Raw genomic sequence first — 19,667 nt, 5'->3', positions numbered from 1 at the left:
TGGGCCTCACGGGGTCTTGGAAAGGTGGAAGGCCTGTTCCAGCATCAGGAACAGGCGACGGATCTCGCCGCTCTGCAGAGCGAAGCGGGCATCGAACTCGGCGCGGTGGCCGTCGTCGTCGGCGTGCTCCAGCTGCGCGAGCGCGCCGTCCAGGAACTTCAGCTTGCGCACCACCAGGTCATCGCCCAGCTCGAAGGACACCGAGTCCTCCAGCACGAGAGCCAGTTTGGTGACCTGCTTGCCGGCATCCAGGTGCTTGTCGATCTCGTCGCTGCGCAGCTCCTGATCGCTGCAGCGCACCTTGGCGCCACCCTCGACCGGATCGCGTAGTTCGGCGGATTCACCGAGGGACAGGCCAACTGGCAGCGGCTCGCCAGCGATCCAGCCGGTCAGGATCGAGCGCGGCGCGACTTCGGCATTCAGCGGCATCGCCGGGAAGCTGCCGAGCAGGCCGCGGATATCGGACACGAAGGCCTCGCCCACCTTGCGGCTGGAGGTGTCCACAGCCACGTAGCCGTTGGCAAGGTCCAAGATGGCGTCGTGGCGGCTGTTCTTGACGAAGGCCTTGGGCAGCAGCTCGTGCAGGATGTCGTCCTTCATGCGCTTGCGCTCACGACCACCAGGTCGACGCCCCTGCTCCTGTTCCATGACCTGAAGACGGCTCTCCAGCGCACGGTTGACCACCGCGCCGGGCAGGATCTTGTCCTCGCCGCCCACGGTCAACCAAAGGAAATCGCCCTGCCGGCAGGACAGATGCTCCTGCTCCTCCCGGCCGAAGGGGGAAATGAAGCCGCGCGAGTTCATTTCCAGCGGGCCCACCGGCTTCAGCACGCCATACGGCAGCGCGATCTCGACCTCGGAGAAGTCGGTGCTCGTTGGGAAGCGGAACAGCACCAAGTTACGCACGAACATGGCCACCCTCCAGGAGGTTGATTGGGACACTGCCCTGCAAGACCACCATCGGCGGGTGGAGCAGCAGCGCGAGAATGGCGTCGATGGCCGCTTCGGCTTGGGCTTCGCACTTCTCGGCCATGCCATGCCCGACCTGGCGGGCAATGGCCGTGGCCACGTTCCGCTTCGTCTGCGGGTCGCGCAGGCCACACACGAAGTCGAGCCCGTCCATGCGCCGGATCGCGTCAGCAGTGGTAGACGCCATCGCACCTACCGCCTGCTGGGCGCAAGGACCGCACATGGGCGTCGCGGCGGCGCCGGTGGGCATATCGCAGTTGACGCACGCGTGGCGCGGGCCGGAGGTGGCCACCTCAACGTCGGTACGCTCTTCGAAGTGCAGCAGGCCCGGCTGGGAGATATGACGCTTCAGGCGCCAAGGGAAAACGTCCCCGCGCGCTTCGATATACCGCACCGCCTGGCGGATGGCATAGCGAGCAGCTGTCCCGTCTTCGCCCTGGACGTTGCCGCAGTTGGCGTCGAAGAAGCGCAGCCCGTCCAGCTCGACGGCCGGCGCGTGGATTTCCACGTCGGCCCGTGCAGCCTGGTCGGCGATCGCCACTGCCAGCGCCAGGGTGCTGGCATTCAGTGCACCGCGAACGCCGTCGAAGCGGAAGGTGCAGGTGTCTCGGATCTTCGGCATGTCAGACCCCCGCCACATCAAGGGAGATCGGCTGGTACTGGCCGCGTGCGTCGCGCTCGTAGAGCCGCACATAGACCTTGCTGCCCACCACCGTCACCGCGTCGCTGATCGCGGTCATCGCCCGCTGCCAGCGGGCGTCATCGAACTGCAGGCGGCGCAGTGACAGCACCTCTGCCGTCTTGATGCTGCCATCCTGGCCCACCTTGAAGGCGCTGTTGACCAGGGTGCGCAGCTCGGCACGCGAGCCTTCGGTCCAGTCGTTGAGGCACTCATCGATCAAGGCCTTGGCCGCCTGCAGTCGCTCATCGAACTGGATGCTGTCCTGGCAGGCGCGCAGGATCTTGAAGCGGCCATCGTACGAGTACAGGCTCACATTGCCCTTGTCGCCGCCGATCTTGGCGCCGTATTGCTCGCCGCTGAGCTGCACAAACGCGCCGATATCGGCGAACGCGTCAGCCTTGAAGGTGCGCAGCGCTTCACGCAGCTGCAGGGCGCGCTGGATCGTCTCCTGCACCAATTGATCGCGGGCAAGATCGATCGGCTTGATCTGTGCCTCGGGTACCAGCCGACCGTTGCGGTCCTCGCGGTAGCCTTCGGGAATGGGTGGGGTCATTGGGTGCCTCCTTGGGCGGTACTGCTGGCAAAAGGTTGGGTGGGTCGAAGGACGTCCGGGACGCCCTCGACGTGGACCGGACTGACGGCAACGAACCAATCGGCGCGCCAGCGGCGGGCGGCATCCAGCGAGATGCCGAGCAGGCCGGAAATGCGCTGTGGGGTGAGCTGGCGCGGGTTCTGTGTACGCGCCCACAGCGCAAAGCGCATCGCGCGAAGGTGGTCGTAGCGCTGGCGGCCGGTACGTGCCATCACTCCACCCCGCCGAAGATGCGATCGAAGTGGTTGTGCAGCGAATCGACCAGGCGGCCACCGAGGTAAGGCGGCAGCTCACCTTCCAGATCCTCCTGGGACTGGCATACGGTGCCGATGGACGGCGCCAGGGGGCCTTTGTCGAAGGCGGGGCCTTTGTAGCCGCCAGCAGCAGATTGGGCCTTCTGTGCCCCTGTCGTACCTGGCCGCGGGCCGCGCACACGCTGTGCCTGCGCGGCGGCCAACGCCGTCGGGTCGATCTTCCAGTCGGGGTTGAGGCGGTAGTTGCGGGCCAGCCCTTCGCCAACGCGCAGGATCATTCCGCATCGCACCGCCTTGGCGACCGCGTTGGACACGTAGCCGCGGTACTGGAAGCCGTGCTCCATCACCCGGTCGATCAGGTCGTCAGACCGGACCACGCTGGCGCCGAGCGACAGGGCGATAGCATGCTGCAGCGCGGGGCTGGGGATGGCGCTCATGGCTGAACCACCTGCGGTTGGGTGACGCCGGCCTCGGAGCGGGTCAGCACGATGACCGGCGCCGGGTTGGGCGTGGTGCGGGCGACGACGCAGACCACGGCGCGGTGCTTGCCGTCGACCTTGCTGCGTGCCTCGGCATCCGCGATGGCCTGGGCCGGATCGGTGAAGGCGTCACCGCCCACCCACTCGGCCGGGACTACCAGGAACTGGCCACGGTCAGCCATGTGCCACCTCCTTCAGCATCGGCGGACGCTGGGTCCACTCCAGCTGCACGCCCTGGTACTCGGCGGCCATCACGCGGTCCTGGCCGCCGCTGCCGTTGGGCTGGCGGCGCTTGAGGTGGCCACCCACCATCGTCGGCGGGCGGTCCAGGATCAGTACCGCGCGACGGCCATTGCTGTGCAGGCCCAGGATCTCGACGCCGCTGTTCTCCAGCTCGCGTGCGGTGTTGGCGGCGGCATACAGCACGTCGGAATTGCGTTCATGGTTCATGGTTGGATTCCTCGTCGGTAGCGGGCTTGTCCAGCCCGAGTTGTCCGTACAGATCCGGGAGCGCAACGCGCTTCATCGCGCTGACCTGCTCCAGGGAGGTCATGGCGCGCCCGACCAGGAAGGTGCAGGCGCGGTCCAGTTCGGCCGCACTGGCGGCAAGGTGGTAACCGTGAGCCGGGTGGGCGCAGATCGGGTGCCCCTCGCGCCGCAGCTGCTCGATGATCTGGCGCAGGCGGCGCTCGTCGGCAGTGCTGGTACGTGAGGTGATCTGCTGCACCAGGTCGCGGGCGGTGATGCCGTTGACGGCGCCGCGACGGCCCTGCAACTGCAAAAGCACGGTCTGTGGGGACAGCTCTTGCGGTAGCAGGGCCAGCTGCATGTCAGATGGCCCCCCGATCAATGCCGGCGGCAATCGCCAGGTCCAGAATCTCGTCCAGTTCCAGCAGCCAGCGCTTGTCGGTGCTCTGCGAGATCACCAGCACGCCGGTGTGGATCCACACCTCGATCAGGTACTCACGCCTGGAGTCAGGATCCTGTACCTGGATAGCCCCCACTCGCGACGCTGTGGGGAACATGTGGCAGTCCTGCACCAGCACCCCGATGGACTTCTTTCGCTGGGGGTGCTGGGCGCTGTGGCGCTTGCGGTTGTGCACCTGGCCAAGGCAACGCTGGAGGGTCGGAACGGCCATCATTCCTCCTCGTCGTCATCGCCGTCGCGCAGCTGGTCGACCAGCGCACGCAGCTGCTGCAGGTTGAGGCTGTCCAGCAGCGAAGCCATGCTCTGGCCATCGCGCCACTCAATGCCGGCGCGACGGAACAGGTCCCGGTGCATCACCGTCACCTGTCGATCAGGTAGCTCGGCATCGCGCATCAAGTAAAAAGCGAAGCTGCGCAGGTACTGCGGCCCAGAGGTGTTGAAATCAGCCATGAGCCACCCCCTCACGCTGCAGCACATCGGCCGGAACATGTGCCGTGATGCGCTCCCAGTTGGCGCGCGGCACGATCACCACCTGCAGGATGTCCACATTCACCGGCGCCGGACGGTCCTGCATTTCAAAGGGAACCGCCACAACACGCGTTGCAAGCGGCCACTGCGCCGTCATCGGCTCAACCACCATGTCTTCGACGGCCGGCCAGCCCTCAGTTCGGATTGCCATGTCAGATGCCCTCCTGGTTGTCGCGAAGGCGCAGCAGTCGCTCCAGCTCTGCAATGCCAAGCGCCAAGCCACGAACGACGTTCTGGATGCGGATCTCAACGTCGTCTTCCGGGTCGTCCTCCAGTCGACTGAGACCTTCCCAGGCGCTGGGGTTGAATGCGCTGCCGGCGACCAACTGCTGGAGGGGTGCGATCTCCATCGCACCGTTCGCATCGACACTCACAACGTCCTGGTTCATCCACGACGGAAGCAGGTAGAACGCTGCAGCCGCTGCGAGTTCCTCCTGTGCATGCTCGTCGTCGTGTTCGGCGGAATAGCCCTTCACATCGATTTGCCGGTGACGTTCATCAGCGACAAGACCGAGTGCGGTTTGGAGCGAGGCGGTCAGATCCGTGCGCATCTCACACCCCCCGTACGACGTCAGCGGTGACGGTCGGCACGCCCAGGTCAGCGGCGCGGTTCATCGCAGCGGTCAGTGCGTTCTGGACCGCCAGCGGGTACAGCAGCGACCCGGCGCCGCGCGAAGGAACCAGCTTGGTGCGCAGTGCATCGATGGCACCTTGGTCCACCACCTTGTCCAGCGGCACCTGGGCGCGCTTGAAGCGGTGTGCCAGGTAGGCGCCCAGCTCGTTGTCCAGCGGCGGCAGCGTGATGATCTCGATGCGCTGTACTACTTCGCGTACCTCCGGGTTGTGCTCGGAGAGCTTCACGCCCAGCTCGGGCTGACCGATCAGGATCACCGACAGCAGCGGGCGCAGGCCATCCTTCAGCTCGCGGAAGCGCTTGAGGTGCTTCAGCGTCGGCAGCGGCAGGCTGTGTGCCTCCTCGATCACCAGCACGTGGCTGTGGCCGGCGCGAGCACTGTCACGCAGCGATTCGTGCAGCTGGCGGAAGCGGGCCTCGGGGCTGCTCTTCGGTTTAGCCAGCGGCGCGACGGAGGCCATGATCGCCTCAGCGATGTGGTGGCTGCGGAGGGTCTTACCCACCGCATCGCTGCCCTCGCTGGCCAGCACGTAGGGCTGGATCACAATGACGGCCTGTTCCTCGCGCTGGATGCGATCGACCAGGTCTTCGCGCAGCGTGCTCTTGCCAGCGCCGCTCTCGCCAATCACCGCAGCAAAGCCGCCGTGGCGGGCCACCTGGTACATGCTCTCGCGGACATAGCGGATATCCGGCGACAGGAACACCTCGTCGGCACTGGCCGGATCGGCGAAGGGATTGCTGGTGAGGCCGAAGTGACGCTTGGCCTGTGGAGTCAAAGCCTGAAAACGCAGTAGCATGGGATCTTCCTCGTCGTGAATGTCGTTGTCGTTATCGGTGTCTTGCGGTGGGGAAACCGGGGCTGGCGTGACCCCGCACGTCAGCCCCTCCTTTTCATGCCAGCGGGCGTCGGTCACGCCGTGCTGGGTCAGGCAGGAGCTGATGGCAGCGCGCACCGCTGCCGGATCGCAGCTGGTGGGCAGCTGGCCGTGGTTGATCAAGGCATTGAGGGCCGGACGGCTCAGGCCTGCAGCGCTGGCCAGGTCTCCCTGCTTAATGCCGGCCTCGGTGAGCAGGCGCTTCAGACGCAACGTCATCGGCGAGCCCTCCGCCCCTGCAAGGCGGCCTTCGCAGCTGCATAGGTGTTGAAGCCGGCCTTTCGCGCAGCGATCTCCAGCGCCTGGCAGTAACCGAATCCGTCGCGCTCCTGGATCAGGCGTGCGTCTTTCTTGATGCTGTCGAGCGAAGCCATCACGCTGCACCTCCTTCCACCAAGCGCAGGCCACCACGCTCCGGCGTTGCCAGGGTCTGCGCCCAGGATTCGACCTGATCCACAGGCAGGCCTTCCGGCCAGCGCTGGGCGGTGCGGGCATAGTGATCCGCCGTCCAGGCCGAACCCGCCGCCTCCAGTAGAGGCTTCAGGCGCATGGCCGCTTCCACGTGGTTGAGGGGCGGCAGTTCCGCGCGGATGGGCGTGACCGAATCAACCGTGAAGCGAGGGGCCTCGACCACATCGGGGACCGCAACGTCCACCCGATGCCCGCGCCGCGGCAGGTGTTGAATCTCAGGTGCCTGCTGCACCGATTTGTAGGGATCGATTCGGCCACCGAACGGCATTGCCTTGGCCTTGCGCTGCGCCTTGGCCTGCTCGTCGGTCTCGGCATCCATCGCCAAGCGCTCGACCCGCTTGCGGTTCGTGTCCGCCGGAGTATCGGCATGCGCGCGGTATGTGCCGACAGCCACTGCACCGGTGAACCCGTATGCGTCCGCCTCCAGCGGCTCCATCGTGTACCAGGTGTCGCGGCCAGCATCGTCGGTAAACAGTGCCTGTGCACCGAATTCGCTGCCGAAGGCATTGCGGGCAACGGTCAGCTTCTGGCCCACAATCACGCCCGGCACGCCGGACACATCAAAGGTCTTGCCCAGGAAGCTGATACGCAGCAGTGGGTTGACCTTGCGCAGTTCCGGGGCGCGGGTCGCCAGCTTCATGCAGTCCTCCGCCGCCGGCACCAGGCGCAGCTGATCAGGCTTGATCGTCATCCACGCCTGGTAACGCGAGGACTTGTGCCGGGTGTGCTGAGCGGTGGCATTGAAGTTGCGCATCCAGCGCCACGCCGATGCATTGAGCTGCTCAAGGCTCTGCACGTTGTCGAAGCGAAGGCGGTGCTCGAACTTGCGTTCGATCAGGTCGTTGGTCTTTTCGACCTGGCCCTTCGCCCACGGCTGGCCTGGCTGATTGATCCAGATCCGGATGCCCAGGGCGGCGCACAGGTTCTTGAACATCGCGCCCGTATTGGCGCTGCCAGGGTCCACCATCACCATCGTCGGTGCACCGCAGAACGGATCAGCCGCACCGCGGTACTGCATGGCATTGATGAAGGTGCGGCACAGGTTCTCGCCGCTCTCGGCGCCCAGCACGTACTCCACGTAGAAGGCGCCGGTGGTGTGATCGGTGAACACGTAGCGCCAGACACGCTCGTTCTCCACGCGAGCCAGGTTCTTGGGCTTGTTCTTGTAGAACTCGCTTGCCGGCATCGCATGCAGGCCGTCCTGCCGCTTGAGGTAATACAGCACGCACAGGCTTGGATCGGCCTGCCACACCTGGTTGGGGTGTTCACTGGCCAGCTGCACCTTCGGTGCAGGTGCCGACAGCTGATCAGGGTGCAGGCGGTTGGTACGCAAGGCTTTGGCTGCCGAGCTTTCGCTGAGCAGTCGGATCTCGCCGGTACCGGCATCCACAGTCTCGCCGCGAACCATGCCATTGGCGCGCAGCATGTCGATGGCCTCGCCGATGCTGGCAAGGCGCTTGCCAGTGCCGCGACGCGACTCCAGCAATACAGCGGAAATCAGTTCCAGTTCCTGCTGGGTCCAGTCGGAGTTGCCCCGATCGCTGCGGCGCTTGCGGGGCTTCAGTGAACAGGTCACCTTCGAGACCTGTCGGTACAGTGTCTGTACGCTGCAGCCCCATTCGGCGGCGTATCGCTCGGCAATGGCGCGCTTCTGGCCGTGCCCGGCGCAGAGCAGGTCGGCAGCGGCCTGCTCGATCAAGCTGGCGCTGAGGGCCATATCAGCCCTCCCGCTTCCAGTCGGCCAGGCGGCGGTCATGGATCACCGTGACGCCCACCTCCTGGTGGTCGCGGACAAGGCGCAGGTCGTTGATCAGGCTGGCGATGATCCCGGCCACCTGTTCGTCAACGTTGAGGTCGTGCTGCTCGGCGTGCTGCATGAGCGTGATCGCTGCGCCGCTGAAGCCGGCTTCTTCGCTGCCACTGGCGATGGCGATGCGCACTTGGGCGGCCGCCTGCTCCAGCTGGGTCAGCAGCTCCTGCGACTGCTCGTCCGGCGTGGCCTTCTTCCACTTCTTCTGAGCTTTTGCCGTCTTCTCCTCCGCCTTGTTGAGATCGTCGCTCAACTTGGTGATGCGCTGGTCTTTCGCGTCAAGATCGGCGCGGGCGTCGCGAATGGCGGCGCGGAGTTCGTGGAGCGACATGTGTTCCACGCCATCCAGAGTCAGGCCGTTGGTTTCGCCCTCCGTTGCTAGTTCGGTGAACTGGTCCTCCGGCAGGGAGAGCAGTTCGATCAGGTGGGTTTGGTTCCTTGCGGCTCCAATCAAAAGTTGCGGATCCGCAACTTTTGACAGTGCTGAGATGCGACGAGCGGCCTCCATCATCCGGAGCGCCTGATACTTGCTGATGCTCAGCCGCTCCAGCATCTGCTGCCACTCACCATGTGCTGCGCATTCGCGGGCCACCACCAGATAGCGGCCAGCGCGCAGGAAGGCTTCGCAGCCTCGGCGCAGTTCGCCGCGAATGGCGTTCTCATAGTGGTCCGGGTGCCACGGCAGACCGTCACCGAACTGATCCACCACCTCGCTCTGGTGCTCACCGAGGGTGACCAGCTCCTGGCTGCGCTCGGCTAGCTTGTCCGAGTCCAGATCCTGGACAACCGGCTCGGCCTGGGCGAGCGGCTTGGCGCCGCGCTTATTGGGTTGCTTCTCTGCCATTTCGATCCTCGTCATCAGTTGGGGCTACGGCTGTAGCGGTTCTTGAAGTCGTCCAGTTGCCGCTCTTCACGAGCCACCTCGGCTTGATGGGCCAGGGCGATCTGGACAATTCGGGGGGACAGGCGCCAGTTGTCCTGATCGAAGGGGGAGCGTTCGACCAGGCCGTCTTCGGCCAGGCGCTGCAGGTTGCGCAGCGTGGTGCTGGGGGATTCGCCGATGCCGTCGGCGATCGGTTTCAGGCGCAGGCCGGTGCGGCTGTGCCCGGCCAGGGCGAACAGTAGGCGGGCGAAGATGCTTTGCTCACTCATGCCGCAGCGTCCTGCTGGCGGCGCGCCAACTCCTTCAGGATCCGGACGGCGCGGCGGTCAGCTGCGTCGACGGCGCCAGCCAGCGGCAGGGTGTTGGCCAGAGGCGCGTCCGACTCGACGGCCCGCTGCCAGTTGTTCACGGCGGTGGCGTACTGGTCGCGGGCTGAGGTGAGCAGCAGCTCCAGTTCGCGGGTCGGAATCTCGTCCAAGCCGCTCATCGCTGACCATCCTTTGGGCCGGCCTTCATGCCCAATGCGATCGCAGCCAAGTGGGCTTCGCCGAAGTTGCCCTTTCGTTTGCCTCGAAGGAGGTCGACAACGGTGTGGCGGTTGAAGCCATGCGAGCGGCTCCATTCAGAAATGGAAATTCCGCTGGCAAGCAAATGTCTCCGGACCTCTGATCCAGTTTTCAGGCTCATTGCAGTACCCTGTGGTCAATTGTGGCTACCTAGGGCACATCGTGGAGACATTTATGACCCTTGTCAATGGGTTCTGGAGACATTTTTGACTATCGGCGAAAGGCTTCGTGAGCAACGGCTCGCGCTGGGGTACTCGCAGACTGACTTTGCGGCGCTCGTCGGGGCGTCTAAAAAGACGCAAGGTCGCTGGGAGCTGGGAGAGTCGTCTCCGGGTGCGGAAGCGTTGGCCGGATGGGCGGAAGTGGGACTTGACCCGCTGTACGTGCTGGTTGGTCGCCGAAGCGTTTCTCAGGCCGGCATGAAAGAAGAGGACTTGGAGCAATTCAACTTGCTGGTTAGCCTTTTCTGGTCGTCTTCTGACGATAGCCGGCGGGAGGTTCTGAACATCCTTTCGGCACTTCATCAGCGGGATGTTCGAAACGACACTGCACGAGGTGTGCGCAGAAGGCGCACTCCAGCGTCTGACTAAGGAGAGTGGAATGCCTGCATTGAAGAAGAAGCTGGTGCTCGGTTTTTGCTTGGCGATCGCGGCGTATGCGCATGCCAGCGAAGGCGCGCGCGAGGCTACTCAGAAAGAGCTTGCGGCGATTAAGGCTGGACTTGAAACTCAGCTTAAGGATGCCTCTAGTGCGCGATTCAGTAATGTCCGGGTCGATGGGGAAGGTTCATTCTGTGGCTTGGTGAATTCCAAAAACGGCTTCGGTGCGTATGGTGGTTACACCCCAGTGACTGGATTGCTATTCGATATGAATGGAAAGTTGACTGCTCACGTAATGGGCCTCGACTCTCCGGAGGCGGTCCAACTGGTATGTGAAGACAAGGGGCTAAGCCTCCCGCCGATTTGACTTCCCAGATGTAGCGCGTCGATGTCCTGGGCACTGGCCTTTCAAAGTCCCAATTGCCTCTCGACGCTCATAAGAGTCACTCTTCGACGCGCGCCGCAGTGGCTCATGCGGACCGCGGTCCCAAGACCCTGGCTCAATAGAAGCTGAAACTCTGCCCATCGGTTTGGTGTGCGCATGGCGCACCTGGCCGGCGGGCATCCTCGTCTGCCCGTCGGCCATCTTTCCTTGGAGATGGCGCATGGCAGCAGAGCAACCCGGTAACAAGGCACTGCCCATCGCGGGCGGAATGCTGGCAACCATGCTGGCGTTGCTGCTCGGGTTGGTGCAGCCCTTCGAGGGCTACTCGGCCCAGCCCTATCGTGATGTCGTCGGCAAGCTGACGGTCTGCTACGGCCATACGGCCAAGGTAGAACAGCGCACCTACACCCGCGCCGAATGCGAGCGTTTGCTCCAGTCGGACCTCGGCGTCGCCTGGAACACCGTGCAGAGTTGCATCAAGGTGCCGATGACGGACTACCAGGCGGCCGCCCTGACGTCGTTCGCCTTCAACGTCGGTCCGGGTGGTGCTGGCGTCAAGGACGGCCTGTGCACGCTGCGCAACGGTCAGCAGCCGCGGATCCGTGTCTACGCCAACCAAGGCCGCTGGGACCTTGCCTGTGCCCAGCTGAGCAACTGGGCCAATGCTGGCGGCAAGCCCTACAAAGGCCTGGAGCGCCGCCGCACCGCCGAGCGGGCAATGTGCGAGGGCCGGTACTGATGGTCCGCACCCTGACCGCAACGGTCGCCCTGCTGCTGGTGCTCCTGCTGGTCGCCATTGCCGCAGCACTTCTCTATCGCGGCAATGCCCTGGATGCGCAGGCCCGTGATACCAGGGCGCAGCAGCGCGTGACCACGCTTCAATTGCAGCTGGAAAGCGAGCGCAGTGCTCGCGACACCGAGCATACCCAGGCCAGGGAAATGGCCCAGATCGGAGACGAACATGAAGATGATCGGGAGGCGTCCGCGTCCATCCCTGCTGCTGTTGTGGCTGACCTGCGCGCTGGCAATCTCCAGCTGCGCGACGACCTCGCCACTTGCCACACCGCCCGCCTGTCCCAAGCCGTCTCTGGCGCCGTCGAACGTGATGAGAGCGCCCAACTACGAACAGAGGTTGCGGGGGATCTTGTTCAAGTCGGGCGCGACGCCAACAACCACGTCCAGGCCTGCCAACGCGTCATCGGCGTCCTCACCGGACAGCACGCCCCCGCCGAGGTCTCCCCATGATCGTTGAAGTACAGCCGCTGTACCTGGTGTGGTTTGCCGGCATCGGTATCACGCTGCTCGGCGGTCTGATCGCCGGCGGCCGCTGGCTGGTCAACCAGCTGCAACAACGCACCGATCAGCAGTTGGCGATCCTGATCAACGACAGCAAGCGATGGCGCGAGGTTGAGAACCACCTCACCGACTTCCGCCTGGAAGTGGTCAAGGACTACGTCCGCCGCGAGGACTATGCCCGCGGGCAGAGCGTCATCGAGGCCAAGATTGATGCGGTGGCGTCGAAGATCACGAATATGCAAAGCAAGGGGAACACGCCGTGAGTCACGGAAATCAGGGCCCAGATCTGGGCAAGTTGCGCCGGGAGCAGCTGCGCTGGCTGATGCTGCTGGTGCTGGATCGCTCTCGCCCCTATCCGATCGGTGAGGCCGTCCTGACCGGCGCCGCCCAAGACATGTATCCGGATTCCACCGCGCTGGAGGTGCGCCGGGAGCTGGACTACCTGGACACCCGTCGCCTGATCGAGATCACCAAATCTCCTTCCGGGCCGTGGTCGGCGGAGCTGACCCGCCACGGGGTGGACATTGTCGAGTACAGCATCGACTGCGGACCGGGCATCGCCCGCCCGCCGAAGTACTGGTGATCCCATGCCTCCTGTGAGCAAGATCGACCTGCTGCCCGTCGAAGTGCGCGACGAGCTGGATCGGCGCCTGGTCGCCAATGCCTTCGGCGGCAGCATCTCGCTGTCCGAATGGCTGGGCGAGCAGGGTTACGAGATCAGCAAGACCACCGTCAACGAACGCGCCAAGCGGCTGAAGCGCCGCCTGGCTTCGATCAGTGCCAGCACCGAGGCGATGAAGCTGGTGGCCGAGCAGGCGCCGGACAATGCCGCCGAGCGCGGCAGCGCGCTGATGGGCCTGCTGCAGACCGACCTGTTCGAAGCGCTGCTGCAGTTTCAGGAAGCGGCCGATCAGGACGATGAGAGCATTTCCCCCGCCGATCGCATTGCGCTGTATAGCAAGGCGGCCAAGGCCATTGCCGAGCTGACCCGCTCTTCCATCGTGCGCGAGAAGTTTGCCGGCGAGATCCGCCAGAAGGCGCTGGTCGACGCGGCCAGCCGGGTCGAGGAAGCTGCACGGGCCAAGGGCCTGGACGCCGAGGGCGTGGAGTTCTGGCGCAACAAGGTGCTGCATGGAGTCGGCTAAGTGAGTGCACTGGGTCCCCTGCCGGATACCGAGCGCGTCCTGGACTGGGATGAGCTGCCTGAGAGCGTGCGCTCGATCTCGGCCAACTTCGACCCAAGCAAGGCCGGCGTGCTGATGGCCCATCAGTCGGAATGGATCCGGATGCAGGAAGGGCTGGATATCGCGGTCTGCGAAAAGGGCCGCCGTACTGGCATCACCTTCGCCCAGGCGCTGAGCGACACCATCACCGCCGCTTCTGCCAAGGACGCCGGCGGCGACAACGTGTGGTACATGGCCGACACCAAGGAAAAGGGCCTGGAGTTCATTGGCTACGTGGCCAAGTTCGCGCCGATCATTGCCCAGGGCCAAGCCTCACGCATCGAGCAGCACATCTTCCAGGACCAGCAGCCGGACGGCACCAGCCGGCAGATCCAGGCGTTTCGCGTTCGCTTCGCCAGCGGGTTCCGTATCACGGCACTGTCCTCTCGCCCGGAGAACATCCACGGCCTGCAGGGCGTGGTCGACCTGGACGAAGCGGCGCTGCACAAGGACGTGGCCAAGGTGCTCGAGTCGGCCACTGCGCTGCTGATCTGGGGTGGTCGGATCCGTGTGTGGTCCACCCACCGCGGCAAGAAGAACCCGTTCAACCAGCTGGTGCAAGACGTCCAGGCCGGCCGCTACGGCAAGAAGGCCGGGGTCATTCGCATCAGCTTCGATGATGCTGTGTCCAACGGGCTGTATGAGCGGGTCTGCGCCATGCGTGGCAAGGTGGCCACCGCCGAGGGCAAGAAGGAGTGGTACACCGCCATCCGCTCGGCCTATGGTCCGCGCAAGGCCGCCATGCGTGAGGAGCTGGACGTCATCCCGCGCGACGGAGATGGCTCGGCCATTCCCTCAGTCTGGATCGACCGGGCCATGCCCGAGGTCCGGCCCGTGCTGCGCCTGGTCTTCGATGATGACTTCCCCAAGCGCTCTGAGAAGGAGCGCGAGATCTGGTGCGCGGTCTGGATCGCCACCACATTGCTGCCGGTGCTGCGTGCTGCGGTGGCCGGGTTCACTGGCCGCTGGGCGATCGGCATGGACTTCGCGCGCCACCGCCACTTCTCGGTAATCAAGCCGGCCAAGGTCAGTCAGGATCTGCGCCGGGACGTGCCGTTCCTGATAGAGATGGCCAACGCGCCCACCCGCCAGCAGGAGCAGATCCTGTGGGCGCTGCTGGACGCGCTGAAGGAAGGATTCCCTGGGCGCTGGTCGTTCGCCGGCGACGCCACAGGCCCGGGCCAGACCTTGATGGAATACACCGGCGACCGCTACGGCCGGGCCGAGCTCGATGCGGAGACGGGGCGCTACAGCGGCGGCCCGATCCATGAGGTCACCCTGTCGCGGCCGTGGTACGCCGAATGGATGCCCAAGTACATCGCGTTGTTCGAAGACGGCTTCATCAGCCTTCCCAGGGACGCGTCCCTGGAAGACGACCACCGCGCGGTGGAGTACGTCGACGGTATCCCGATGGTGCCGCGTCTGGAGCGCAAGGACCTGCAGGATCCGGAGCTGGTGCGCCACGGCGACGGCGCGATCGCCGGCGTGCTGATGCAGTTTGCCGCGCTCAACCACGTCAGCTCGGTGCCCATTGAGTTCCAGGCGGCCGGTGCGCGCGCCTACATCGGCGACGGCCGAGCCGACGGCGTGGCCACCGTCGTGACCGATGATGCCTTCGGCACCGTCAGCGGCGGCAATGATTTTGGAGGATTCGTATGACCATCGCCCGCCCAGAGATCGGCCGCGAGATTGCCACCACCGCCGATGGCATCGACATTACCCGTGGCTACACCGGGCCGCTGCTGCTGCCCTTCGATAGCGTGCTGCGCAATCGGGGCGGCTATGACCTGCAGATCTACGAGCAGGTGCTGTCCGATCCAGAGGTGAAAACCACCTTCGGCTCGCGCCAGGATTCGGTGGTGGCATGCGAATGGCAGGTGGAGCCCGGTGGCGAGAAGCGCATCGACCGCCAGGCGGCAGAGTATCTGCAGGAGCAGCTGCACGGGATCGGCTGGGACAACGTCACCCGCAAGATGCTGTTTGGCGTGTTCTACGGCTATGGCGTGGCCGAGATCCTGTACAAGGTCGACGGCACCCGCATCGGCCTGGAGGCGATCAAGGTCCGCAATCGCCGACGCTTCCGCTACGGCAAGGAAGGCGATCTGCGCCTGCTCACCCAGACGCAGATGACGGAGGGCGTCCCGGCACTCGCACCGTACTTCTGGAACTTCTGCTCCGGTGCCGACCATGACGATGAGCCCTACGGCCTGGGCCTGGCGCACTGGCTGTACTGGCCGGTGCTGTTCAAGCGCAACGGGCTGAAGTTCTGGCTGATCTTCTTGGAGAAGTTCGGCATGCCCACTGCGGTGGGCAAGTACGACAGTGAGGCGACCGATCCGGAGAAGGCCAAGCTGCTGCAGGCCACCCGCGCGATCCAGACCGACAGCGGCATCATCATGCCCAAGGGCATGGAGCTGGCGCTGCTGGAGGTCGGGCGCAGTGGCACGGCCGACTACAAGGCCCTGCAGGACTACATGGATGCCACGATCCAGAAGGTCGTGCTGGGCCAGACTGCCAGCACCCAAGGCACACCCGGCAAGCTGGGCAACGACCAGCTGCAGCGGGAAGTGCGCCGCGACATCATCACCTCCGATGCCGACCTGGTGTGCGAGTCCTTCAACAAGGGGCCGGCGCGCTGGCTCACCGAATGGAACTTCCCCGGCGCGGCCATCCCACGGGTCTACCGCGTCACGGAAGAGCCGGAGGATCTGGACGCCACCGCCAGCCGTGACAAGAAGATCCTCGACCTGGGCTACAAGCCCAAGCAGGTCTACATGGACCAGACCTATGGGGACAACTACGAGCCGGTCCAGGCGCAGCAGGAGCCGCCTGCGGGGCCGACGGCGATCGATGGCGCCCAGTTCGCCGATGCTGGCGGTGCGGTGGTCAGCTTGCTGCGCCGACACTATCCGGCGGCCTTTGCCGACAGCACCCCAAAGGCGCCTGATCCTGCCGTCGGCCTGGGCCGGCAGCTTGATCGGCAGCTATCGCCCATTGGCAGTGGCTGGGTGGAGCAGATCCGCCAGCTGGTCGATGAGGTCGATTCGATGGAGGAGCTGCGCGACCGGCTGTTCGAGCTGCATCCGAACATGACCCTGGACGACTACGCCTCGGTGATGGCGGATGCGATGACGGCAGCGACGCTGGCCGGCCGTACCGACGTCCAGGGCGCGGGAGACTGATCAATGGCCGGCGTTGCCTACGCTCAACTGCCGTTCCAGGAGCAGATCGAGTTCTTCCGCCGCAAGAAGAACGTGCTCACCGAGAGCTACCTGGACGTATGGGAGGCCGAGCACGACACCAGCTTCATGGTGGCTGGCGCCAACCGTGATGCACTGTTGGCCGACTTCCGGCAGTCCATCGACCGTGTCATCGCCGAAGGCCGCACGCTGGAGCAGTTCCGCGAAGACTTCGATCGGATCGTGGCCACGCATGGCTGGGACTACAAGGGCGGTCGGAACTGGCGCTCGCGGGTGATCTACGAGACCAACCTGCGCCAGAGCTACAACGCCGGGCGCTGGGCCCAGCTGCAGCAGCTGATCAAGGTGCGGCCATTCTGGCGTTACAACCACAACGATGCCGTCGAGCACCCTCGGCCGCTGCACGTGTCCTGGAATGGCCTGGTGCTGCGCCATGACGATCCGTGGTGGCGCTACCACTATCCGGCCAACGGCTGGGGCTGCCAGTGCTATGTCGATGCGCTCAATGAGCGCGATCTGCGCCGCTTGGGCAAGGACAGTCCTGACACGGCCCCCGAGATCGTGATGCAGTCAGTGACCATCGGGCAGCGCAGTCCCGGTGGGCCGCGCACGGTGCTGACGCCGGCAGGCGTCGATCCTGGCTTCGGCTACGCGCCAGGTGCTACGGCCGATCACTGGCCCAGTGCCCGTGGTGGTCCGGCAACACCGCCATCGCTGACCGGGCAGCTGATCTCCGCTTTGCAGAATGCACTGGAGACGGGCGCGCGGCTGCCAGCGGCGCCCGCTGCGGCCAGTGCCGCCCAGGCCTTGGCGCGGCCGCGCGCCCGGGACGCCCTGCAGGCCGGCTACGCCAGCTGGCTGGCCAGCATTGACGCTGATGCCGCGCACGCTGCTCGCTACCTGGCCGGCGCACTGTCTCCCGGGCTGGTGTCGCAGCTGCAGCGCGCTGCCGTTCGGCCAGCGACGGCGGCCTTCGCGGTGTTGGCCGAGCAACTTCCCATCACGCGACCTGGCGCGGTGGCCATCGCCGCGGCCGAGCTACCGATTCGCCTGCTCGATGCAGTGGCCATCCTTCTGGACGTGGCCGCAGGCCACCTGCGGTATGTCCTTGCGGTGGGGCGCCCGGCCTTCATGGTGGTCGACGTGGCCATCTCCGAAACGGGCGTCAGCACCATCCAGCCCCAGCTGCAGATGCTGATGCCTTCTGATCTCAAGCGCAGCGTCGCCGATGGCACGCTGCAGCTGCTGCAGGGAGCACTCTGATGGCGCAGCTCGAAGTCACCCTGGATTCGGCAACACCTGCGCTGGCTGATGCGCTGCGCCAGCTGGAGGGCGAAGCACGGCAACTGATCCTGAGAGACTGGGGCGAGTACCTGCTGAGGTCGACACGCGAGCGAGCCAAGAAGGAGCGTGATCCGACCGGACAGCGATGGCGTGCACTGGAGCCAAGCTACAAACGCTGGAAACAGAAGAAGCGCCCCGGCGTCCCGATTCTGAAGTTTGATTTCCACATGCTCGGCGACATGGCATCGTGGCAAACGGATGGGAATGAGGCCGTCTTGGTCGGAACCAATGCGCCTTACGGCGCTATCCATCAGTTCGGCGGCACCATCCGTCACGCGGCGCGCCCGGCCAAGATCCACCTGAAGACTGGCAAAGGCGGTAGCCGGTTCGTCAAAGCCAATCGCAAGAATGCGCGCTACAAACGCTCGATCACGATGCCCGCATATACGAACACCATCGCTGCTCGCCCTTGGCTTGGCGTCAGTCGCGAGGATGAGAAAGAGCTGCTGGATATCGCTCAAGATCACATGAGCGGCGCCTTCGAGTGATCGTCGCGTGGGAGGCGCTCTGCGCGCTTCAGCATGCCACGCGCCACACTCGGACCTGCCCCAGCCCTGATTGGTGTCTGACACGCCTTTGCGGCGCGCGTCGATGCGCTCTTGTGTGCAGGCTGAGCACCGCATGCGCAATGCACATCAGCGCGGCAAGTTTCATGCGGACCGCGGTCCCAGTACATGAGACGACTCTGCGGGAAAACTGGCGGCATGAACCAGCCCGCCGCCACCCTGCAGATATTCAAAGCCGGCACGCATGTTGCCGAAGACGGCCGCACGCTGACCTTTAGCGAAGCGGATGTTCAGCAGATCGCCGACAGCTACGACCCGGCGCTGCATGAAGCGCCCATCGTGGTGGGCCATCCCAAGACCGACGATCCGGCCTATGGCTGGGGTAAAGCACTTCAGGCCAAGGATGGCCTCCTGTTGGCTGAACCGCATCAGGTCGATCCTGCCTTCGCGGAGCTGGCCAACAACGGCCGCTTCAAGAAGATCAGCGCCTCCATCTTCATGCCCGATTCGCCGGGCAACCCGACGCCGGGCAAGTACTACCTGCGCCACATTGGCTTCCTTGGCGCACAGCCGCCGGCCGTGAAGGGGCTCAAGTCGGCCTCGTTCGCCGACGGCGATGACGCCGCCTGCTTCGCCATGTCGTTGGCCCCGTTGGGCTGGACGCTGACGGATCTGTTCCGTCGCTTCCGCGACTGGCTGATCGATACCCAGGGCCTGGAGACGGCTGACCAGGTCATTCCGGACTGGCAGATCCGCGGCATCGAGAGCAGCACACGCGATGACGAAAACTCGCGCACGTCGGCCCTCTTCGCATCGCCATTGCTCACCCAGTTCCCGCGCAGCGCCCTCGATGGACCTGCGCCCGTCCAGGCACCGCCTCCCACTCGTGAACAGGTCAAATCGGAGATCGACCCCATGTCCCAGCAGAACAACGTCGAGCACGCACAGCGCCAGCAGCAGCTCGACCAGCAGGCTTCCACCCTGGACGCTCGCGAGAAGGCCCTCGCCGCCCGTGAACAGGCCGCGCGACGCGAAGAAGCAGTGGCGTTCGCCGAAGGCCTGGTGAAGGAAGGCAAGCTGCTGCCGCGCCAGCAGCCGGCCGTGGTGGAACTGCTGTTGGCTCAGCCCAATGGCAAGGATCCGCTGAACTTCGCCGAGGGTGAAACGACGGTGTCCAAGCCGGCCGAATCGGTGCTGCGCGAGCTGCTGACCAGCCTGCCCAAGGCCGTGGACTTCAGTGAGAAGTCTGGTGGTGAAGGTGTGGAGCCAGGCGCGGCCAACTTCGCTGCACCGGCTGGCACCCAGGTCGACCCGGCACGGCTTGCGCTGCACAACAAGGCGCTGGACTACCAGCGTACCCACGCGGGGGTGGACTACCTCACGGCGGTCAAAGCGGTCTCCTGACCTGTATCCAAACGCAGCTTCTCAACTCATTCCTCGCGC

At 65.0% G+C, this 19,667-nt stretch carries 30 protein-coding genes; 11 read left to right on the top strand and 19 right to left on the bottom strand.

The window, feature by feature from the left end; genetic code table 11:
• Positions 1–6 precede the first annotated feature (6 nt).
• From HFK18_RS21005 to HFK18_RS20915, 19 genes are read right to left on the bottom strand one after another with little or no spacing between them, the layout of a single operon-like run.
• Positions 7–912: a recombination-associated protein RdgC gene (locus HFK18_RS21005; RefSeq protein ID WP_180167728.1), complete on the bottom strand. Its 906-nt coding sequence runs from the start codon at positions 910–912 to the stop codon at positions 7–9.
• Positions 899–1,591, bottom strand: a complete 693-nt coding sequence (locus HFK18_RS21000) for a hypothetical protein (protein WP_180167727.1) — start codon at positions 1,589–1,591, stop codon at positions 899–901. The genes HFK18_RS21005 and HFK18_RS21000 overlap by 14 nt, the downstream gene beginning before the upstream one ends.
• Before the next feature lies 1 nt (position 1,592).
• Positions 1,593–2,204, bottom strand: coding sequence for a DUF3164 family protein (locus HFK18_RS20995; RefSeq protein ID WP_180167726.1), 612 nt, complete (start codon positions 2,202–2,204; stop codon positions 1,593–1,595).
• Entirely contained in the window at positions 2,201–2,455 is a 255-nt protein-coding gene (locus HFK18_RS20990) for a hypothetical protein (protein WP_180167725.1), read from the bottom strand. The genes HFK18_RS20995 and HFK18_RS20990 overlap by 4 nt, the downstream gene beginning before the upstream one ends.
• The gene (locus tag HFK18_RS20985) at positions 2,455–2,934 is read right to left on the bottom strand and encodes a hypothetical protein (RefSeq protein WP_180167724.1); all 480 of its coding nucleotides are present in this window, start codon (positions 2,932–2,934) and stop codon (positions 2,455–2,457) included. Before HFK18_RS20985 ends, HFK18_RS20990 begins: the two co-directional genes overlap by 1 nt.
• The gene (locus tag HFK18_RS20980; RefSeq protein WP_088611135.1) at positions 2,931–3,158 is read right to left on the bottom strand and encodes a hypothetical protein; all 228 of its coding nucleotides are present in this window, start codon (positions 3,156–3,158) and stop codon (positions 2,931–2,933) included. The genes HFK18_RS20985 and HFK18_RS20980 overlap by 4 nt, the downstream gene beginning before the upstream one ends.
• Positions 3,151–3,426 (bottom strand): hypothetical protein, encoded by a 276-nt coding sequence (locus tag HFK18_RS20975; RefSeq protein ID WP_111111857.1) that lies wholly within the window; start codon positions 3,424–3,426, stop codon positions 3,151–3,153. Before HFK18_RS20975 ends, HFK18_RS20980 begins: the two co-directional genes overlap by 8 nt.
• Positions 3,416–3,805, bottom strand: a complete 390-nt coding sequence (locus HFK18_RS20970) for a hypothetical protein (protein WP_024957596.1) — start codon at positions 3,803–3,805, stop codon at positions 3,416–3,418. The genes HFK18_RS20975 and HFK18_RS20970 overlap by 11 nt, the downstream gene beginning before the upstream one ends.
• 1 nt (position 3,806) lies before the next feature.
• The gene (locus HFK18_RS20965; RefSeq protein ID WP_180167723.1) at positions 3,807–4,115 is read right to left on the bottom strand and encodes a hypothetical protein; all 309 of its coding nucleotides are present in this window, start codon (positions 4,113–4,115) and stop codon (positions 3,807–3,809) included.
• Complete coding sequence (locus tag HFK18_RS20960) at positions 4,115–4,354, bottom strand: hypothetical protein (RefSeq protein WP_180167722.1); 240 nt, start codon at positions 4,352–4,354, stop codon at positions 4,115–4,117. The genes HFK18_RS20965 and HFK18_RS20960 overlap by 1 nt, the downstream gene beginning before the upstream one ends.
• Positions 4,347–4,583, bottom strand: a complete 237-nt coding sequence (locus HFK18_RS20955) for a hypothetical protein (RefSeq protein ID WP_180167721.1) — start codon at positions 4,581–4,583, stop codon at positions 4,347–4,349. The genes HFK18_RS20960 and HFK18_RS20955 overlap by 8 nt, the downstream gene beginning before the upstream one ends.
• Position 4,584: 1 nt before the next feature.
• Positions 4,585–4,983 carry a hypothetical protein gene (locus HFK18_RS20950; RefSeq protein ID WP_180167720.1) on the bottom strand — a complete coding sequence of 133 codons (399 nt, stop codon included), beginning with the start codon at positions 4,981–4,983 and terminating at the stop codon, positions 4,585–4,587.
• Position 4,984: 1 nt separating this feature from the next.
• Entirely contained in the window at positions 4,985–6,160 is a 1,176-nt protein-coding gene (locus HFK18_RS20945) for an AAA family ATPase (protein WP_180167719.1), read from the bottom strand.
• A complete protein-coding gene (locus tag HFK18_RS20940; protein ID WP_180167718.1) occupies positions 6,157–6,315 on the bottom strand; it encodes a hypothetical protein in 159 nt (52 codons plus the stop codon). The genes HFK18_RS20945 and HFK18_RS20940 overlap by 4 nt, the downstream gene beginning before the upstream one ends.
• Complete coding sequence (locus tag HFK18_RS20935; protein WP_180167717.1) at positions 6,315–8,129, bottom strand: DDE-type integrase/transposase/recombinase; 1,815 nt, start codon at positions 8,127–8,129, stop codon at positions 6,315–6,317. Before HFK18_RS20935 ends, HFK18_RS20940 begins: the two co-directional genes overlap by 1 nt.
• A 1-nt stretch (position 8,130) precedes the next feature.
• Positions 8,131–9,066 (bottom strand): hypothetical protein, encoded by a 936-nt coding sequence (locus HFK18_RS20930; RefSeq protein WP_180167716.1) that lies wholly within the window; start codon positions 9,064–9,066, stop codon positions 8,131–8,133.
• Between the two features lie 14 nt (positions 9,067–9,080).
• Positions 9,081–9,374 carry a helix-turn-helix domain-containing protein gene (locus HFK18_RS20925; protein ID WP_008267142.1) on the bottom strand — a complete coding sequence of 98 codons (294 nt, stop codon included), beginning with the start codon at positions 9,372–9,374 and terminating at the stop codon, positions 9,081–9,083.
• Complete coding sequence (locus tag HFK18_RS20920; protein WP_180167715.1) at positions 9,371–9,592, bottom strand: hypothetical protein; 222 nt, start codon at positions 9,590–9,592, stop codon at positions 9,371–9,373. The genes HFK18_RS20925 and HFK18_RS20920 overlap by 4 nt, the downstream gene beginning before the upstream one ends.
• The gene (locus HFK18_RS20915) at positions 9,589–9,792 is read right to left on the bottom strand and encodes a DNA-binding protein (RefSeq protein ID WP_080353083.1); all 204 of its coding nucleotides are present in this window, start codon (positions 9,790–9,792) and stop codon (positions 9,589–9,591) included. Before HFK18_RS20915 ends, HFK18_RS20920 begins: the two co-directional genes overlap by 4 nt.
• Positions 9,793–10,271: 479 nt before the next feature.
• On the opposite strand from HFK18_RS20915, the gene HFK18_RS20905 reads away from it, so the two are divergent.
• From HFK18_RS20905 to HFK18_RS20855, 11 genes are all read left to right on the top strand, one after another.
• The gene (locus HFK18_RS20905; RefSeq protein WP_180167713.1) at positions 10,272–10,637 is read left to right on the top strand and encodes a hypothetical protein; all 366 of its coding nucleotides are present in this window, start codon (positions 10,272–10,274) and stop codon (positions 10,635–10,637) included.
• Positions 10,638–10,875: 238 nt separating this feature from the next.
• Positions 10,876–11,394, top strand: coding sequence for a lysozyme (locus tag HFK18_RS20900; protein WP_180167712.1), 519 nt, complete (start codon positions 10,876–10,878; stop codon positions 11,392–11,394).
• Positions 11,394–11,900 carry a lysis system i-spanin subunit Rz gene (locus HFK18_RS20895; protein ID WP_180167711.1) on the top strand — a complete coding sequence of 169 codons (507 nt, stop codon included), beginning with the start codon at positions 11,394–11,396 and terminating at the stop codon, positions 11,898–11,900. Before HFK18_RS20900 ends, HFK18_RS20895 begins: the two co-directional genes overlap by 1 nt.
• The gene (locus tag HFK18_RS20890; protein ID WP_180167710.1) at positions 11,897–12,214 is read left to right on the top strand and encodes a hypothetical protein; all 318 of its coding nucleotides are present in this window, start codon (positions 11,897–11,899) and stop codon (positions 12,212–12,214) included. The genes HFK18_RS20895 and HFK18_RS20890 overlap by 4 nt, the downstream gene beginning before the upstream one ends.
• Positions 12,211–12,534: a hypothetical protein gene (locus tag HFK18_RS20885; RefSeq protein ID WP_343202983.1), complete on the top strand. Its 324-nt coding sequence runs from the start codon at positions 12,211–12,213 to the stop codon at positions 12,532–12,534. Before HFK18_RS20890 ends, HFK18_RS20885 begins: the two co-directional genes overlap by 4 nt.
• A 4-nt stretch (positions 12,535–12,538) precedes the next feature.
• Positions 12,539–13,096 carry a DUF3486 family protein gene (locus HFK18_RS20880; RefSeq protein ID WP_180167709.1) on the top strand — a complete coding sequence of 186 codons (558 nt, stop codon included), beginning with the start codon at positions 12,539–12,541 and terminating at the stop codon, positions 13,094–13,096.
• Positions 13,097–14,833, top strand: coding sequence for a hypothetical protein (locus tag HFK18_RS20875; protein WP_180167708.1), 1,737 nt, complete (start codon positions 13,097–13,099; stop codon positions 14,831–14,833).
• On the top strand, positions 14,830–16,356 hold the full coding sequence (locus HFK18_RS20870) for a DUF935 family protein (protein ID WP_180167707.1): 1,527 nt from the start codon (positions 14,830–14,832) through the stop codon (positions 16,354–16,356). Before HFK18_RS20875 ends, HFK18_RS20870 begins: the two co-directional genes overlap by 4 nt.
• A 3-nt stretch (positions 16,357–16,359) precedes the next feature.
• Positions 16,360–17,637: a phage minor head protein gene (locus HFK18_RS20865; RefSeq protein WP_180167706.1), complete on the top strand. Its 1,278-nt coding sequence runs from the start codon at positions 16,360–16,362 to the stop codon at positions 17,635–17,637.
• The gene (locus tag HFK18_RS20860) at positions 17,637–18,206 is read left to right on the top strand and encodes a phage virion morphogenesis protein (protein ID WP_180167705.1); all 570 of its coding nucleotides are present in this window, start codon (positions 17,637–17,639) and stop codon (positions 18,204–18,206) included. Before HFK18_RS20865 ends, HFK18_RS20860 begins: the two co-directional genes overlap by 1 nt.
• Positions 18,207–18,422: 216 nt before the next feature.
• Positions 18,423–19,628 carry a peptidase gene (locus HFK18_RS20855; RefSeq protein ID WP_180167704.1) on the top strand — a complete coding sequence of 402 codons (1,206 nt, stop codon included), beginning with the start codon at positions 18,423–18,425 and terminating at the stop codon, positions 19,626–19,628.
• The last annotated feature ends 39 nt before the right edge of the window (positions 19,629–19,667 follow it).

The organism is Stenotrophomonas sp. SbOxS2, assembly GCF_013416715.1.
In the GTDB taxonomy this organism is placed as follows: Bacteria; Pseudomonadota; Gammaproteobacteria; order Xanthomonadales; family Xanthomonadaceae; genus Stenotrophomonas; species Stenotrophomonas lactitubi.
Note: the sequence above shows the minus strand (reverse complement) of the source record. Positions and strands in the feature narration are given on the sequence as shown.

Excerpts from the sequence above, each read along its gene's own strand:
- HFK18_RS20895 (WP_180167711.1), top strand. The coding sequence starts at position 11,394 with ATGGTCCGCACCCTGACCGCAACGGTCGCCCTGCTGCTGGTGCTCCTG.
- HFK18_RS20860 (WP_180167705.1), top strand. The coding sequence starts at position 17,637 with ATGGCGCAGCTCGAAGTCACCCTGGATTCGGCAACACCTGCGCTGGCT.
- HFK18_RS21005 (WP_180167728.1), bottom strand. The coding sequence starts at position 912 with ATGTTCGTGCGTAACTTGGTGCTGTTCCGCTTCCCAACGAGCACCGAC.
- HFK18_RS20955 (WP_180167721.1), bottom strand. The coding sequence starts at position 4,583 with ATGGCAATCCGAACTGAGGGCTGGCCGGCCGTCGAAGACATGGTGGTT.
- HFK18_RS20975 (WP_111111857.1), bottom strand. The coding sequence starts at position 3,426 with ATGAACCATGAACGCAATTCCGACGTGCTGTATGCCGCCGCCAACACC.
- HFK18_RS20915 (WP_080353083.1), bottom strand. The coding sequence starts at position 9,792 with ATGAGCCTGAAAACTGGATCAGAGGTCCGGAGACATTTGCTTGCCAGC.
- HFK18_RS20995 (WP_180167726.1), bottom strand. The coding sequence starts at position 2,204 with ATGACCCCACCCATTCCCGAAGGCTACCGCGAGGACCGCAACGGTCGG.
- HFK18_RS20925 (WP_008267142.1), bottom strand. The coding sequence starts at position 9,374 with ATGAGTGAGCAAAGCATCTTCGCCCGCCTACTGTTCGCCCTGGCCGGG.
- HFK18_RS20890 (WP_180167710.1), top strand. The coding sequence starts at position 11,897 with ATGATCGTTGAAGTACAGCCGCTGTACCTGGTGTGGTTTGCCGGCATC.
- HFK18_RS20880 (WP_180167709.1), top strand. The coding sequence starts at position 12,539 with ATGCCTCCTGTGAGCAAGATCGACCTGCTGCCCGTCGAAGTGCGCGAC.
- HFK18_RS20960 (WP_180167722.1), bottom strand. The coding sequence starts at position 4,354 with ATGGCTGATTTCAACACCTCTGGGCCGCAGTACCTGCGCAGCTTCGCT.
- HFK18_RS20990 (WP_180167725.1), bottom strand. The coding sequence starts at position 2,455 with ATGGCACGTACCGGCCGCCAGCGCTACGACCACCTTCGCGCGATGCGC.
- HFK18_RS21000 (WP_180167727.1), bottom strand. The coding sequence starts at position 1,591 with ATGCCGAAGATCCGAGACACCTGCACCTTCCGCTTCGACGGCGTTCGC.
- HFK18_RS20935 (WP_180167717.1), bottom strand. The coding sequence starts at position 8,129 with ATGGCCCTCAGCGCCAGCTTGATCGAGCAGGCCGCTGCCGACCTGCTC.
- HFK18_RS20920 (WP_180167715.1), bottom strand. The coding sequence starts at position 9,592 with ATGAGCGGCTTGGACGAGATTCCGACCCGCGAACTGGAGCTGCTGCTC.
- HFK18_RS20865 (WP_180167706.1), top strand. The coding sequence starts at position 16,360 with ATGGCCGGCGTTGCCTACGCTCAACTGCCGTTCCAGGAGCAGATCGAG.
- HFK18_RS20900 (WP_180167712.1), top strand. The coding sequence starts at position 10,876 with ATGGCAGCAGAGCAACCCGGTAACAAGGCACTGCCCATCGCGGGCGGA.
- HFK18_RS20965 (WP_180167723.1), bottom strand. The coding sequence starts at position 4,115 with ATGGCCGTTCCGACCCTCCAGCGTTGCCTTGGCCAGGTGCACAACCGC.
- HFK18_RS20970 (WP_024957596.1), bottom strand. The coding sequence starts at position 3,805 with ATGCAGCTGGCCCTGCTACCGCAAGAGCTGTCCCCACAGACCGTGCTT.
- HFK18_RS20930 (WP_180167716.1), bottom strand. The coding sequence starts at position 9,066 with ATGGCAGAGAAGCAACCCAATAAGCGCGGCGCCAAGCCGCTCGCCCAG.
- HFK18_RS20870 (WP_180167707.1), top strand. The coding sequence starts at position 14,830 with ATGACCATCGCCCGCCCAGAGATCGGCCGCGAGATTGCCACCACCGCC.
- HFK18_RS20950 (WP_180167720.1), bottom strand. The coding sequence starts at position 4,983 with ATGCGCACGGATCTGACCGCCTCGCTCCAAACCGCACTCGGTCTTGTC.
- HFK18_RS20940 (WP_180167718.1), bottom strand. The coding sequence starts at position 6,315 with ATGGCTTCGCTCGACAGCATCAAGAAAGACGCACGCCTGATCCAGGAG.
- HFK18_RS20905 (WP_180167713.1), top strand. The coding sequence starts at position 10,272 with ATGCCTGCATTGAAGAAGAAGCTGGTGCTCGGTTTTTGCTTGGCGATC.
- HFK18_RS20985 (WP_180167724.1), bottom strand. The coding sequence starts at position 2,934 with ATGAGCGCCATCCCCAGCCCCGCGCTGCAGCATGCTATCGCCCTGTCG.
- HFK18_RS20945 (WP_180167719.1), bottom strand. The coding sequence starts at position 6,160 with ATGACGTTGCGTCTGAAGCGCCTGCTCACCGAGGCCGGCATTAAGCAG.
- HFK18_RS20855 (WP_180167704.1), top strand. The coding sequence starts at position 18,423 with ATGAACCAGCCCGCCGCCACCCTGCAGATATTCAAAGCCGGCACGCAT.
- HFK18_RS20980 (WP_088611135.1), bottom strand. The coding sequence starts at position 3,158 with ATGGCTGACCGTGGCCAGTTCCTGGTAGTCCCGGCCGAGTGGGTGGGC.